At 62.5% G+C, this 13,281-nt stretch carries 15 protein-coding genes; 12 read left to right on the top strand and 3 right to left on the bottom strand.

Annotated features, from left to right (window positions below; all coding sequences use genetic code 11):
* Positions 1–11 precede the first annotated feature (11 nt).
* Positions 12–1,178: an AI-2E family transporter gene (locus tag ACZ9DP_RS29560; protein ID WP_476204396.1), complete on the bottom strand. Its 1,167-nt coding sequence runs from the start codon at positions 1,176–1,178 to the stop codon at positions 12–14.
* A gap of 175 nt (positions 1,179–1,353) precedes the next feature.
* On the opposite strand from ACZ9DP_RS29560, the gene ACZ9DP_RS29555 reads away from it, so the two are divergent.
* Complete coding sequence (locus ACZ9DP_RS29555; RefSeq protein WP_476204395.1) at positions 1,354–2,415, top strand: class I SAM-dependent methyltransferase; 1,062 nt, start codon at positions 1,354–1,356, stop codon at positions 2,413–2,415.
* A 32-nt stretch (positions 2,416–2,447) separates the two neighbouring features.
* Here ACZ9DP_RS29555 and ACZ9DP_RS29550 read toward each other — a convergent pair whose 3' ends face one another.
* On the bottom strand, positions 2,448–3,308 hold the full coding sequence (locus ACZ9DP_RS29550) for a VOC family protein (RefSeq protein ID WP_476204394.1): 861 nt from the start codon (positions 3,306–3,308) through the stop codon (positions 2,448–2,450).
* A gap of 275 nt (positions 3,309–3,583) precedes the next feature.
* Here ACZ9DP_RS29550 and ACZ9DP_RS29545 point away from each other — a divergent pair, with 275 nt between their 5' ends.
* The 3 genes from ACZ9DP_RS29545 to ACZ9DP_RS29535 all read left to right on the top strand — a co-directional run bounded on the left by ACZ9DP_RS29545 (position 3,584) and on the right by ACZ9DP_RS29535 (position 5,364).
* Positions 3,584–3,994 (top strand): universal stress protein, encoded by a 411-nt coding sequence (locus tag ACZ9DP_RS29545; protein WP_194729245.1) that lies wholly within the window; start codon positions 3,584–3,586, stop codon positions 3,992–3,994.
* A 107-nt stretch (positions 3,995–4,101) separates the two neighbouring features.
* Positions 4,102–4,770 carry a PAQR family membrane homeostasis protein TrhA gene (trhA, locus tag ACZ9DP_RS29540; protein ID WP_022714509.1) on the top strand — a complete coding sequence of 223 codons (669 nt, stop codon included), beginning with the start codon at positions 4,102–4,104 and terminating at the stop codon, positions 4,768–4,770.
* Positions 4,771–4,857: 87 nt separating this feature from the next.
* Positions 4,858–5,364: an N-acetyltransferase family protein gene (locus ACZ9DP_RS29535; RefSeq protein ID WP_476204392.1), complete on the top strand. Its 507-nt coding sequence runs from the start codon at positions 4,858–4,860 to the stop codon at positions 5,362–5,364.
* Between the two features lie 168 nt (positions 5,365–5,532).
* On the opposite strand, the gene msrB is transcribed toward ACZ9DP_RS29535, so the two are convergent.
* Positions 5,533–5,943 (bottom strand): peptide-methionine (R)-S-oxide reductase MsrB, encoded by a 411-nt coding sequence (msrB, locus tag ACZ9DP_RS29530; RefSeq protein ID WP_074067051.1) that lies wholly within the window; start codon positions 5,941–5,943, stop codon positions 5,533–5,535.
* A gap of 309 nt (positions 5,944–6,252) precedes the next feature.
* On the opposite strand from msrB, the gene ACZ9DP_RS29525 reads away from it, so the two are divergent.
* The 8 genes from ACZ9DP_RS29525 (at position 6,253) to mnhG (ending at position 13,099) form a co-directional block, all read left to right on the top strand.
* The gene (locus ACZ9DP_RS29525; RefSeq protein WP_476204391.1) at positions 6,253–6,456 is read left to right on the top strand and encodes a hypothetical protein; all 204 of its coding nucleotides are present in this window, start codon (positions 6,253–6,255) and stop codon (positions 6,454–6,456) included.
* 111 nt (positions 6,457–6,567) lie between these two features.
* Positions 6,568–8,934, top strand: coding sequence for a putative monovalent cation/H+ antiporter subunit A (locus tag ACZ9DP_RS29520; RefSeq protein WP_476204390.1), 2,367 nt, complete (start codon positions 6,568–6,570; stop codon positions 8,932–8,934).
* 388 nt (positions 8,935–9,322) lie between these two features.
* The gene (locus tag ACZ9DP_RS29515; RefSeq protein ID WP_074067053.1) at positions 9,323–9,742 is read left to right on the top strand and encodes a Na+/H+ antiporter subunit B; all 420 of its coding nucleotides are present in this window, start codon (positions 9,323–9,325) and stop codon (positions 9,740–9,742) included.
* Positions 9,742–10,119: a Na+/H+ antiporter subunit C gene (locus ACZ9DP_RS29510; protein WP_239594935.1), complete on the top strand. Its 378-nt coding sequence runs from the start codon at positions 9,742–9,744 to the stop codon at positions 10,117–10,119. The genes ACZ9DP_RS29515 and ACZ9DP_RS29510 overlap by 1 nt, the downstream gene beginning before the upstream one ends.
* A gap of 274 nt (positions 10,120–10,393) precedes the next feature.
* Entirely contained in the window at positions 10,394–11,944 is a 1,551-nt protein-coding gene (locus ACZ9DP_RS29505; RefSeq protein ID WP_476204389.1) for a Na+/H+ antiporter subunit D, read from the top strand.
* Positions 11,941–12,414 carry a Na+/H+ antiporter subunit E gene (locus ACZ9DP_RS29500; RefSeq protein WP_194729250.1) on the top strand — a complete coding sequence of 158 codons (474 nt, stop codon included), beginning with the start codon at positions 11,941–11,943 and terminating at the stop codon, positions 12,412–12,414. The genes ACZ9DP_RS29505 and ACZ9DP_RS29500 overlap by 4 nt, the downstream gene beginning before the upstream one ends.
* On the top strand, positions 12,411–12,770 hold the full coding sequence (locus ACZ9DP_RS29495; RefSeq protein ID WP_283071186.1) for a cation:proton antiporter: 360 nt from the start codon (positions 12,411–12,413) through the stop codon (positions 12,768–12,770). Before ACZ9DP_RS29500 ends, ACZ9DP_RS29495 begins: the two co-directional genes overlap by 4 nt.
* The gene (gene mnhG / locus ACZ9DP_RS29490) at positions 12,767–13,099 is read left to right on the top strand and encodes a monovalent cation/H(+) antiporter subunit G (RefSeq protein WP_074067058.1); all 333 of its coding nucleotides are present in this window, start codon (positions 12,767–12,769) and stop codon (positions 13,097–13,099) included. Before ACZ9DP_RS29495 ends, mnhG begins: the two co-directional genes overlap by 4 nt.
* Positions 13,100–13,281: the final 182 nt, after the last annotated feature.

Here is a 13,281-nt window from a genome sequence, read left to right as displayed (position 1 = left end):
CCTCACCCTCATCACTTCGGCAATTGCGGCAGCACTTTCTCCTCGATGAAGAGTTCATCGACGATCGTCATGACGATCAGCGAGAGCGGCAGAGCGAGCATGGCGCCGACGGCACCCCACATCCATGTCCAGAAGATGATGGCGACGAAGACGATGAAGGGATTGATTTCCAGCCGACGGCCCATGACGGCGGGGAACACCAGATTTTCCATGACGAGGTGCACGATGAAGAAGGCGGCCGCCGGCAGGAGGCCGATGATGATGCCGTTATGGGTGAGGATGCCCGCGACCGCGATGGAAAACGTCATCATGGTGATGCCGAGATAGGGAATGAAGCTCGAAAGGAAGGCGAAGAAGCCCCAGAGCGCCGGCGCTGAGAGCCCGCCCGCCCAGGCAATCATCGCCATGACGACGCCGAGCGCCGCATAGATGACCGAGGCGGTTGCGAAATAAAAGCCCAGCACCCGCTCGACGGAGCTGATGACGCGGATGGCCGTGAGCCGCTGCTGGCGGGTGCGGAAGGTCAGGATGATCGTCTTGCGCAGGTTGACGCGCCCGGAGAGGAAAAGCAGCAGGGCGGCAAAGAAAATCAGCGCCTGCACGAGCGCCGGCGTCAGGTTTGTCGTCACCACATGCAGCACGTTTCCGGTGTTTTCGAGCAGCGCATTGATCGAGATCGGCCCGCTCTGGAGGCTTGCGGGGGTAATGCGCAGCCAGCGTATCTGCTCCAGATAGGGCATGATCCGGTTGATCGTCCTTTCGATGAACGCCGGAGCTTCGTTGGTCAGCGTCGTCAAAGGCCCGGAAAGCGAGCTGACGACGAAGAAGATGACCAGCGCAACGGCGCTTGAAAGGATGATGGCAACGGTGACGCGCGGCACGCCGAGCTTGCTCAATTTTTCCGCCGCCATGCCGAGGATCATGCCTACCACTACGGCGAGCGTGATGGGGATCAGGATCAGCGACATCTGGTAGAGGACCGCAAGGCCAAGGATCGCGAAAATCCCGATCATCGCCCAGGCCATGCTGACGTCGAGCGCATCCTTCTGGACGCGGTGCGCCGGCGCCTGCGGCATCTCTTCCGTCGCGGTGGTCAGCGTGTCTTCCCATGCGCTCGTCCGCCGCTCACCGGATGCGATCTTCTTTGCTTGTTTCCGGATGCCGTTGGCGAAGCCCATCTATGGAATGTCCCCGAAAGCCTCATTGGCTCGAAACGGAAACGCACGGAATGCGTGTTGGTTCCCGGCAGGCTGGCGTGCCGACGGATACTCAGTTTGGGCAAATTGACAATCGCGCGGCCTACTCGGAATAGTTTTGCGGGCTGGTCTTTCCTCGGTGGAAATGGAGGGTGACATGCGCGAACCCGATATGCAGAAACTCGATAAACTGGTCGAACGGCTGGTCGGCGATGTCGGAGCTGCGGTCTCCGGCGCGCTCGTCGTGCTCGGCGATGATCTCGGTCTGTTCAAGGCTCTGGCGGACGGCGAGCCGCGGGATGCGGCGCGGCTTGCGAAGGAGACCGGGCTGAAGGAGCGCTATCTCCGCGAATGGCTCTCGGCGATGGCCGCGGCCGATTACATAACCTATGACGACGGGACGGACCGCTTCCATCTCACGCCCGAGCAGGCGATGGTGTTTGCACAAGAAGACAGCCCCGCCTTCTTCGCCGGCGCCTTTCAGGTGACGCAGTCCATGTGGATGGACGAGCCGAAGATCGCCGAAGCCTTCCGCAGCGGACGGGGCGTCGGCTGGCACGAACATAGTGTCTGCCTCTTCCGCGGCACCGAACGCTTCTTCCGGCCCGGCTACAACACGCATCTGGTTTCAAGCTGGATACCGGCGCTGAATGGCGTGGAGGCAAAGCTCAAGCTTGGTGCCAAGGTCGCGGATGTCGGCTGCGGCCATGGTGCGTCGACAATCCTGATGGCGCAGGCCTATCCCGCCTCGCGATTCTTCGGCTTCGATTATCATGCTCCCTCGATCGAGAAAGCCAGGGCCGCGGCTGAGGAGGCAGGCGTCGGCGACCGCGTCACCTTCCGGCAGGCCACTGCGGCCGAATTCCCCCCGCAGGGATATGACATGGTCGCAATGTTCGATTGCCTGCACGACATGGGAGATCCGGTCGGTGCCGGCCGTCATGTCAAGGAAACGCTGGGCCCCGGCGGCACCTGGCTGATCGTCGAGCCATTTGCCCACGACAATCTGAAGGACAACCTCAATCCGGTCGGACGCGTCTATTACGGCGCTTCGACGATGATTTGCACCCCGGCGTCGCTGTCGCAGGAGGTCGGCCTCGGCCTTGGCGCCCAGGCGGGCGAGATGAGGCTCAGGAAAGTGGCGCTCGACGCCGGCTTCTCGCATTTCCGCCGGGCGACGGAAACGCCGTTCAACATGGTGTTCGAGGCGCGGGCGTAGCGGCTCGAAGGAATGGGGGACGGACCGTTGCCTCAAGCCGAAAGCGTCAGCCCGATGCCCCACGGATCCTTGAGGAACACGCCGCCGTCGCGCTTTGTGCTGTCGATCTCCAGCCGGTCGAGTGCCGCCACCGCATTGTCGAGCGCCGCCTTGTCGTTGAAGCGCAGCGTGTAGTCGGAAAGGCCGGTCATACCGTCGGCGCGAGTGCCGGCGCCGCGGCTGTTCCAGATGTTGGCGGCGATGTGATGGTGGTAGCCGCCAGTTGCAAAGAAGCTCGCGCCGGGATAGCGCGCCATCAGCTTCAGGCCGAGGACGTCGCGATAGAAGGCATCGGCTTGCGGAATGTCGCCGACCTGCAGATGGATATGCCCGATCGCCGTGCCGTCGGCCATGCCGCCCCAGGCATCCTCGGGCGCACTGTCGTAGAGCGCCTGCAGATCGAGGCGGATCGTTGCCATTTCGACCTGGCCGTCCTGGTGGAATTTCCAGGCTTCGTGCGCCCGGTCGGCGTAAATCTCGATGCCATTGCCTTCGGGATCGGAGAGATAGATGGCTTCGCTGACGAGATGATCGGAGGCGCCGTCGAGCACGACATCGTTATGGGCCGCATGGCGCAGCCAGCGGGCAAGTTCCGTGCGGTTCGGCATCAGGAAGGCGGTGTGAAAGAGGCCGGCCGCATTGCGCGGCGCGATCTGCGCCTTGCTGGCCGTCGTCAGCGTCAGGAGCGGCAGCCCGTTCACGCCGAGCACCTCGCCGCTCGGCGCCTTCTCGATCACCTCGAGGCCGAGCATCGACTGATAGAAGCTCGAGACCAGCGGCAGGTCGGTGACGACCAGATGCGACTGGCCGACATAGGCAGGCCGCGTCAGCGCATAAGAGGTTTCGGTCGTCATATGTCTATCTCCTGCCATGGAAGGGAAAGGCGCACCGGCGGCGGCAGCGAAAGCGCTGCCCGTAGCGAGCTCGAGGAATGTTCGCCGGTCCATTTCGCCTTCAAGTCCTCTCGAGCCGCTGTACTTGTAGTTTATATGGCGGATTCCGATTGTTCACAGAAGATCAGTTTTTGAGGATAAAGCGTTGAGCGAATGTTGACGATCGCTTGTGCCCACTTGAACCTGTCCATCGCGCGTTATCTTCTTTTGTAGGTAAGCCCGATGTGGAGGAAACCATGTACAAGAAGATCATCGTCCCTATCGAGATGGGTACGGTCGAGAGGGGGGAAAGGGCATTCCGCAAGGCTGCGACGCTGCTTGATGCCGGCGGGGAGATCATCCTGCTCAATGTCGTGCAGGACGTGCCGACCTATATCGCCGTCGACCTACCGGCTGAACTGATCGACAATGCGATCGATGATGGACGCGCGCAGCTGGAGCAGATGCGGCTGAAGACCGGAATTGCGGCGAAGGTGGAGATCGGCCGCGGCCCGCCGGCGCACGGCATACTCGCCGCCGCCGAGGCGCACCACGCCGACCTCATCATCATCGCCTCGCATGTTCCGGATTTCTCGAACTATTTCATCGGTGCGACCGCTGACCGGGTGGTACGCCACGCCAAATGCTCGGTGCTGGTGGATCGGTAAGGATTAAAGCGTTTCATGAAGTTTTACCGCGCACGGTGCTGCCGGCTGTTGCGCCGCCGGCCGTTCAGTGAGAGCATCGGTAAGGGTCGAGGAATGGGTGCGCATTAATGGGCGAGTTCAACGGCATTCGCTGGGCTTACGACAGATATGAGCTGATCGCCGACGGCATCGTGCACGGCGTCGGCCTGGCGCTTGCGCTCGTCGGTGCGACCGTGCTGATCTTCTATGCGACGGTTTGGAGCTCCTACGGCGAGATCGCGGCCGCCTGGATTTACGGCGTCGGCCTTGTGCTGACACTCGGCATTTCCTTTTCCTACAATGCCTGGCCGGTGTCGCCCACCAAATGGTACCTGCGCAGGCTCGATCATTCGGCGATCTTCATCCTGATCGCCGCGACCTATACGCCCTTCCTTGAACGCGGTGCCGACGACCCGCTGCTCTTCGCCATGCTGATTGCCATCTGGGCGATGGCGGCCGCCGGCATCTTCCTGAAATGCGCCTTTCCTGGGCGCTACGACAAGCTGACGATCCTGCTCTATCTCGCCATGGGCTGGAGTGGCATTCTGGTTGCCGGGCCGGTCGCCTCGCGCATTCCCTTCGCTTCGATGCTTTTGATCGTCATCGGCGGCATCATCTATTCGGCAGGTGTGATTTTCCACGTCTGGGAAAAGCTGCGCTTCCAGAACGCCATCTGGCATGGCTTCGTGGTTGCCGCCGCAGCGGTACATTATTCGGCGGTACTCACCTGCTTCAGCATGGGCGCTGCCAGGCTCTGATCGTTCTTTCTTCGCGCAAATTCGCGGTTTACATCGCCGAAGGCCAGGCGTATGCGCTTGGGCCGAACGAACCGGAATGGACATGACATGACCGACGCCGTCCTCGTGCGCGACGCCACCGAAGCCGATCTTGCGGCGATCCGCGACATCTACAACCACGCCGTCGAATACACGACGGCGATCTGGAACGAAACCCTTGTCGATCTCGAAAACCGCGCCGAATGGTTCCGGGCGCGCAAGGCGAGGGGCTTTCCGGTTCTGGTCGCGGAAAAGGCGGGGCAGGTCGCGGGCTACGCCACCTACGGCGACTGGCGGGCCTTCGACGGCTATCGCCATACGGCCGAGCACTCCGTCTATGTCGACAAGGACTGCCGCGGCGGCGGCATTGGCAAGCTTTTGATGCAGGCGCTTATCGAGAAGGCCAAAGAGAACGGCGTCCACGTCATGATCGCCGGCATCGAGTCGGAAAACGTCGCCTCGATCCGCCTGCACGAAAAGCTCGGCTTCCGCATCGCCGGCACCTTCTCCGAGGTCGGCACCAAGTTCGGCCGCTGGCTCGATCTCACCTGCATGGAACTCAAGCTTTCGAAGTGACCCCTCGTCGTTCAAGCGGGCATTCTTGGCACTTCAATCGCAGGCGAGGGAGCGGCAAACGAGGCATTGCTGTCTTGCGCTGCCCTCATCCCTGTGACGGGCACAGGCGGTCGATCGTTTCCCTTACCGGAAAATAGCTGGCGGTGGTGATGAGCGCCCGTGCGTTGCCTATTTCCCCGGCTCGAACACCATCGAATGTCCGTTGATGCAGTAGCGCAGGCCCGTCGGCGGCGGGCCATCGGGGAAGACGTGGCCGAGATGTGCATCGCATCTGCTGCAGCAGATCTCCGTACGGACCATGCCGTAGGAGCTGTCGCGATGCTCTGTCACCGCATCCGGCGAGACCGGTTCGAAATAGCTCGGCCAGCCGCAGCCGGCATCGAATTTGGTATCGGAGCGGAAGAGCGGCGCGTTACAGCCGACGCAGCGGTAGAGGCCGGTCTCGAAGCTGTCCCAGTAGGGGCCGGTAAAGGCGCGTTCCGTGCCGTGCTGGCGCGTGATGCGATATTGCTCCGGCGTTAGCTGCTCTTTCCATTCTGCGTCGGTCTTGCGGACTTTGGCGGTCGTGGTGTCGGACATCAGGCATGCTCCTTTCGCGCCGGAGGGGCGGTTCCGTCTTGGCCAGAATGTGGGGCGCAAGACAAGCGGGATCAAGACAGGACGGATTAGCCCGGCAATCATGTTCTATCGCGGGCCGTCGAAATACCTACACAAGGCTCATGCAGTGTGCATCCGCGATTTCCCGGAAAGGCTGCGGCGTAGCTGCAGGGTAAGGGGCAATCGGCGAAATGCCTAGCCTATAGCTAATCCGAATTGATGGTTTGATCCCGACCGCGCCGTTAACGTACTTTTAGCCATGGCGGCTGATGCCAGGCGGGGGATTTGGACGTGTTCATCGTTGTTCTGCCGTGGGCCTATTGCCTTGTGGCTGTGCTCTTTCTGACGATGACTTTGCTGGAAGGCTGGGCCAACCACGATGGTTGGACGTTGGCCCGCCTCGCAGGCGCGGTGGCATGCATCCTCTGGCCGCTGACCGTGGTTGTCCTGCTGTTTCACATGTTTGCTTCTGCCGCTACGCTCCGCAAGGCCTGAACGGTCCCGCCTCCGATCATTCACCAAACCTCCTCCGAAATTGCTTGAGGGCGCTTGCCGATTACCCTAAGTTCGCGCCAACGCATCACTTTCTGGCAATGAGGAGGGGACATGGCCGGTGTCACTGGTCTGACATTTTTGGCCTTGTGCCTGCCGCTTCTCGGCGCCTTGCTTTCCCCTTTCGTCATTCGCCGGCTCGGTGCAAGCGGCGTCTGGCTGCTGGCGGCCGTGCCGTTCCTGTCGTTCCTGCACTTCCTTCGCTTCATACCTGGCGTCGCCCGCGGCGAGGTGGTGACCGGCGGATATTCCTGGGTGCCGAGCTACAATCTGAGCTTCTCTTGGTTTTTCGACGGGCTGTCGCTCACCTTTGCGCTGCTGATTTCCGGCATCGGCACGCTGATCGTGCTTTATGCCGGCGGCTACCTGAAGGGGCATCCGCAGCAGGGGCGTTTCTTCTCCTTTATCTTCCTGTTCATGGGCGCGATGCTCGGCGTCGTCGTCTCGGACAGTTTCCTGATGTTCTTCATCTTCTGGGAACTGACCTCCATCACCTCCTTCCTGCTGATCGGCTTCGACCATGAGCGGGAGGCGGCACGACGGGCGGCACTTCAAGCGCTGGTGGTGACCGGCGGTGGCGGGCTTTGCCTGCTGGCCGGCCTGCTCTTTCTCTGGAACATCACCGGCGTCACGCAGATGTCGCTGCTTTCGCCGTTCGGCGATGTCGTCCGCGGCAGCCCGTTTTACCTGGCAACGCTCGGTCTCGTGCTGTGCGGCGCCTTTACCAAATCGGCGCAGTTTCCATTTCACTTCTGGCTGCCGAACGCCATGGAGGCGCCGACGCCGGTATCGGCCTACCTGCATTCCGCAACCATGGTGAAGGCCGGCGTGTATCTCCTGATGCGGCTGAACCCGGTGATGGGCGGCACACCGGCTTGGGAAATCCTGCTGCCGTTCTTCGGCGGCATGACCCTGGTTGCCGGTTCGGCGCTCGCCATTGCCCATGCCGACCTGAAGCTGAAGCTCGCCTATACGACGGTTTCTTCGCTCGGCCTTCTCGTCCTGCTTACCGGTTTCGGTTCGGAATACGCCATCGAAGCCGCGGTGCTTTACCTGGTGGCGCACTCGCTCTTCAAGGGCGCACTCTTCATGATCGCGGGCGTCCTCGACCACGAGACGGGCACCCGCGACATCACGAAGCTCGGTGGTTTGCTGAGCGCCATGCCGCTGACCTTTGCGATTGCGATACTCGCCGCGATCTCGATGGGCGGCCTTCCGCCCTTCTTCGGCTTCCTCGCCAAGGAGGAGATCTACGCTGCGCTCGCCGGTGGCAACCTGCGCTCGCTGGTGTTCACCGCAGTCGCGATCTTCGGCAATGCGCTGATGTTTGCAATTGCCTTTTCGGTCGGCCTGAAGCCCTTCGTCGGTCAGGCGGCAGAAACCCCGAAACATCCCAACGAGGCGCCCGTCCTGCTCTGGCTCGGTCCCGGCATTCTGGCAGTGCTGGGCCTTGCTGGCGCGCTCTTTTCCGGCATCACGCATCACTACGTCTCGTCGCCGATGGCTTCGGCCGTTCAGGGCGATGCAATCGACGTTGCGATCTCGCCGATGCCGCATCTCGGCCTTCCGCTCGCGCTTTCCGTATTGACCGTGATCCTTGGCGTTGCGGTCTATTGGAAGATTGAGCTGGCCCGGGCGCTGATGGTGTCCTTCCTGCAGGCGGCAGGGCCGGGGCCGGACCGCGGCTTCGATAGCTTCATCGCCGGGCTCGTCCGCCTTGCCTGGCGCGTCACCCGCACCGTCCAGCCGGGACGGCTCGAAATCTACGTGACCTGCACCTTTGTCTGCCTCGCCTTGATTCTCCTCGTGCCGCCGCTGCTTTACGGCGAACTGCCGTCGTTTCCCGTCTGGCCGCGCGGCGTCCAGCTCCATGAATGGGCGATCTTCCTGCTCGCCGTGATCGGCCTTGCGGCCGTGCTTTGCGCCCGCGACCGGCTGACGGCAATCATCTCGCTTGGCATCCAGGGCTTTTCCGTGGCGTTGATCTTCCTGCTCTTCGGGGCGCCCGATCTTTCCTTCACCCAGTTCATGGTCGAGACGCTGTCCGTCGTCATCCTGGCGCTCGTCATGACGAGGCTTCGCCTCTCGCCGACCGACCCGCGTCCGCTGCGTCAGCGGCTTGGCGACGGCTCGATCGCGCTTGCCTGCGGCCTCGGCTTTGCGCTGCTTCTGATGCGGGCGACGCAGGGGCCGTTCAATGCGGCGCTGACGGATTTCTTCAACACCCATTCGAAAACCATTGCCCACGGCGCCAATGTCGTGAACGTCATCATCGTCGATTTCCGCGGCACCGACACCCTCGGCGAGATCGCCGTCGTCGCCATCACCGGCCTCGCCATCATCGCACTGATCCGCATGCGGGCAGGGGGAGAGCGGAAGCTGGTCGCGCCTGATCCGGATCGAGTGGAGGCGGCGGAGTGAAACGCGTATGTTTCCATCTCGGATGTTTCCATTCCGGCAGGTTTGCAGCGCCCGGTGCTGTTGTCTGGAGACGGCATTGCCTCAACCGCCCTCATTCCCGTGCCTGTCATAGGAATCATTCAAAAGGCGGTTCATTCACGGCGCAGACGCGCCGTGGCCTCATTCCTGCGACGAGCACAGGAATGAGGGGACTATGGGATGAGGGCTGGTGGCAAAGCGCACGCATTCAGCGCGATTCATATCGCCAGGGTGGCGCACGAGGAGGTGATCCTTCGAGGATGAGGGCGGGTGATGAGGTACGGTTGTCCTTGCCTGCCACATCGACTGACTTGATGGGCGAAGAAGGTAGCCTCGTCCGCCGCTCGCCGCCAAGCGGAGCACCCACCCGATGAACACCCTCATCTTCCGCACCATCGCCCCCTTCCTCGTCGCGCTCATGCTGCTCTTTTCGGTCTTCATCCTGCTGCGCGGCCACAACGAGCCGGGCGGCGGCTTCATCGGCGGGCTTATCGCCGCTTCGGCACTGGCGATCTACGGCATCGCGGCCGGCGTGCCGGCTGTGCGCCGGGCAATCCTCTTTCATCCGCTGTCGATCGCCGGTGCCGGGCTGATGATGTCGGCGGTCGCCGGCCTGGTCTCGATCGCCGCTGCCGTGCCCTTCATGACCGGCCTGTGGGTCTATCCTTCAATCTTCGGCGTCGAGGTGCCGCTCTCGACGGTCATGCTCTTCGATATCGGCGTCTATTTCGTCGTCGTCGGCGCGATCACCGCCATTGCGCTCGCCCTTGAGGAAAGGGAGGTGGAGTGATGGAACCGCTTTTTGCGATCCTCGTCGGCCTGTTCTTTTCCGCCGCCATCTACCTGCTGTTGTCGAAATTCTCGATCCGCATCATGCTCGGTATCGCGATCCTTGGAAACGCCGTGAACCTCTTGCTCTTTACCGCAGGCCGCCTGACGCGCGAGGTGCCGCCGATCATTCCGGCGGGCTTCGACGCGCTGCCCGCCGGTGCAGCCAACCCGCTGCCGCAGGCCCTCATCTTGACGGCGATCGTGATCTCCTTCTCTTTCCTCGCCTTCCTGCTGGTGCTGACCTACCGTGCCTATCAGGACATCGGCACGGACAACACCGACGAGATGCGCGTCGCCGAGCCCGACGATCCGCCGCTTCCGCCAGTGGGGTATTGAGATGAGGATGGTGCGGATGATAACCTCCCTCCGTCCTGCCGGGCATCGCCCCCACAGGGAGGGAGATCGGCTGGTGGCGCTGGCTCTTTCCATGGGGGGCCCCTTCTCCCCAGCGGGCGGAAGGGGCCCGGAAGGGTCGGATGAGGGGGTAGGCTCGGCATATGGTATCCGTCGCTTGCGCTCCCGACGCTCGCGGCCTGCGCCGCTCGCCCCGCTCATCGCCTCGCTCGGTGCGGCACTTCTCCCCGCCGGGGAGAAGAGGAGGAAACTTTAAATGGCCGCCCCCATCGGCACCGACCTTTCCGCCGCGCTCCTCACCGCACCCGTCCCCCCAGGCAATTGGCTGGTGATCTTGCCGGTTGTGCATTGCATCGTGCTCGGCGCGCTGATGCTGATGCTTCGCGCCCATGTCCGCCTGCATGCGTTGATCGCCGTTCTCGGCCTTGCGGCCCTGGTGGTGGTCGACGCGGTGTTGTTGAAACGGGTGATCGACGATGGCCCAGTCACGATGGTGATGGGGCGCTGGCTGCCGCCTTTCGGCATTGCCTTCACCGTCGACCTCTTCGGCGCGCTGATGGCGCTTGCAGCCGCGATCGCGGCGCTTGCGGGCAGCCTCTATGCGCTCACCGACATCGACGCGGGCGGGCGGCGCTTCGGCTTCTTCCCCTTCCTGATGCTCCTGATGGCAGGCGTGTCCGGGGCGTTGCTCACCGGCGACATTTTCAATCTCTATGTCTGGTTCGAGGTGTTGCTGATCTCGTCCTTCGGCCTGCTGATCCTCGGATCCGAGCGCGAGCAGATCGACGGTGCGATGAAATATGCGGTGCTGAACCTGATCGGTACGACGCTCTTTTTGATTGCGGTCGGCTACCTCTACGCGATCTTCGGCACGCTCAACATGGCCGACATCGCCCTGAAGGCCGCCGGCCTGCGCGATAGCGCGCCGCTGATGACGCTGGCGGCCCTCTTCCTTTTTGCCTTCGCCATGAAGGCCGCCGCTTTCCCGGTAAACTTCTGGCTGCCGGCCTCCTATCATACGCCACGCATCGTCGTCTCCGCGCTCTTTGCCGGTCTGCTTACCAAGGTCGGCATCTACGCGTTGATCCGGGTGGTGGTGATGCTGCTGCCGCTGGAGCGCGAGGCGCTGAGCCTGATGATCGCGCTTGTCGGCGCCGCAACCGTCCTCATAGGCGCACTCGGCGCGCTGGCGCAGACCGATATCCGCCGCATGCTCGGCTATGTCGTCATCTCCGGCATCGGCAACATGCTTGCCGGTATCGCGATCGGCACGCCGGGTGGCGTCAGCGGCTCGGTTTTTTACGCGCTGCATTCCGTCATGCTGATGATGGCGCTCTATCTCTTGGCGGGGCAGGCGGCCCGCCTCGGCGGCAGCTTCCAGCTCAGCGCGCTTGGCGGGCTCTATTGCGAGTGCGGCTGGTTTGCCGCCGTCTCGCTCATCCTCTTCCTCGCCGCCTGCGGCCTGCCGCCGTTTTCCGGCTTCTGGCCGAAGGTCATCCTCGTCAAGGCCTCGCTCGATATCGGCGCATGGTGGCTTGCCGCCGCCCTTTTGGCCGGCGGGTTCCTGACGACCATCTGTTTCGGCCGCGTCTTCCTGCTCGCCTACTGGCGCCCGGCGCCGGCGCCTGTCGAGGCGGTCGCGATCGGCTGGCAATCGGCGCTGCCGCTTCTGGCGCTGACCGCACTCGTCACCGGTTTCGGCATCCTGCCGGAGCCGTTGCTGTCGCTGGCGCAGGCAGCCGCCGGAAGCCTCGCCGATCCGGGCGCCTACATCCATTCTGTCTTCCCGGAAGGAGCGGCGCAATGATCGCCTTCCTCGTCAATCTGCTGCTTGCCATTGCCTGGGTCGCCGTTTCCGGCAGCGCCTCGCTGCACAATCTCGTCTTCGGCTTCGTTCTCGGGGCCGTCGCTTTGGCGATCGTGCGCGAGCCTTTCGGCAGCAAGGGCTATCTTCACCGCACGCGCCTCGTCCTGTCACTCGCGCTGCTTTTCCTGAAGGAACTGGCGCTTTCGGCTTGGACCGTCGCGCGGACGGTGCTGCGGCCGAGGATGGAGATCTTGCCCGGCATCTTTGCCTTTCCGCTGACCGTCGATCGTGATCTCGAGATCACGCTGCTTGCCAATCTCATCACGCTGACGCCCGGCACGCTCTCTGTCGATGTTTCGGAGGACCGCAGGACGCTTTATGTCCACGCGCTCGACTGCGCTGACCCGGAAGCGACGAAGCGCGCCATTGCGAGCGGCTTCGAACGCAAGATCATGGAGGCTTTCCGATGATCGCGCCGTTTACGCTTGTTTCGGCCGCCGCCGCGGTCACGCTTGCGATCCTCGGGATCGCCTTCGTGCTCACCGCCTATCGCGTGATCATCGGACCGACGCTGCCGGACCGCATTCTCGCTCTCGATACGCTGACCGGCATTGCCATCGGCTTCATCGCGGTGATCGCCGTCAAGACGCGCTTTGCGCTTTACATCGATATCGCGATCGCACTGAGCCTGGTCGGCTTCCTCGCGACGGTTGCCTTCGCCCGCTTCGTCCTGTCGCGCCGTGGGCCGGGAGCCGGGCCGTCGCCGGCCGGGCAAGAACAGGCAGTGACGCCGGCGCCGGGCGATACGGAAGGAAAGGCAGGATGATGGAATACGTTATCGCCACGGCAACCGCCCTCACGATGCTTGCCGGTGCATTTTTTGCGCTCTCGGCGGCGATCGGCGTCGTCCGTTTGCCGGACCTTTACTCGCGTATGCATGCAGCCTCCAAGGCGGGTTCCGTCGGCTCCGGCCTGCTGCTGCTTGCTGCCGGCCTTTATTCCGGCGAACTTGCAATCTTCGCGCGCGCTGCCGCGGGCGTCGTCTTTCTGCTGCTGACTGCCCCGGTCGCAGCGCACCTCTTGGCCAAGGCGGCGCATGAAACGGGGCATAAATTGTGGGAACTCTCGGTTCGCGACGACATGGAAGGCCGATGAGAGTATAATTTTCAGCGATTTAGCTCGTTTTACGCAAGTTATGCACGCGATTGTGAACTAAAGCCGCAGCCTTGCTTGCAAAATCTTAGTGTTTTGAACTTTTTAAGTAGAAAAACTGCAAATAAGAATTGGACTTTCGGTAAAACAGTGATAATTGAAGTGTAAGTAGAGTTCTGATTCGA

Source organism: Rhizobium sp. USDA 4016, from assembly GCF_056279705.1.
This window is presented reverse-complemented; position numbering and strand designations above follow the sequence as displayed.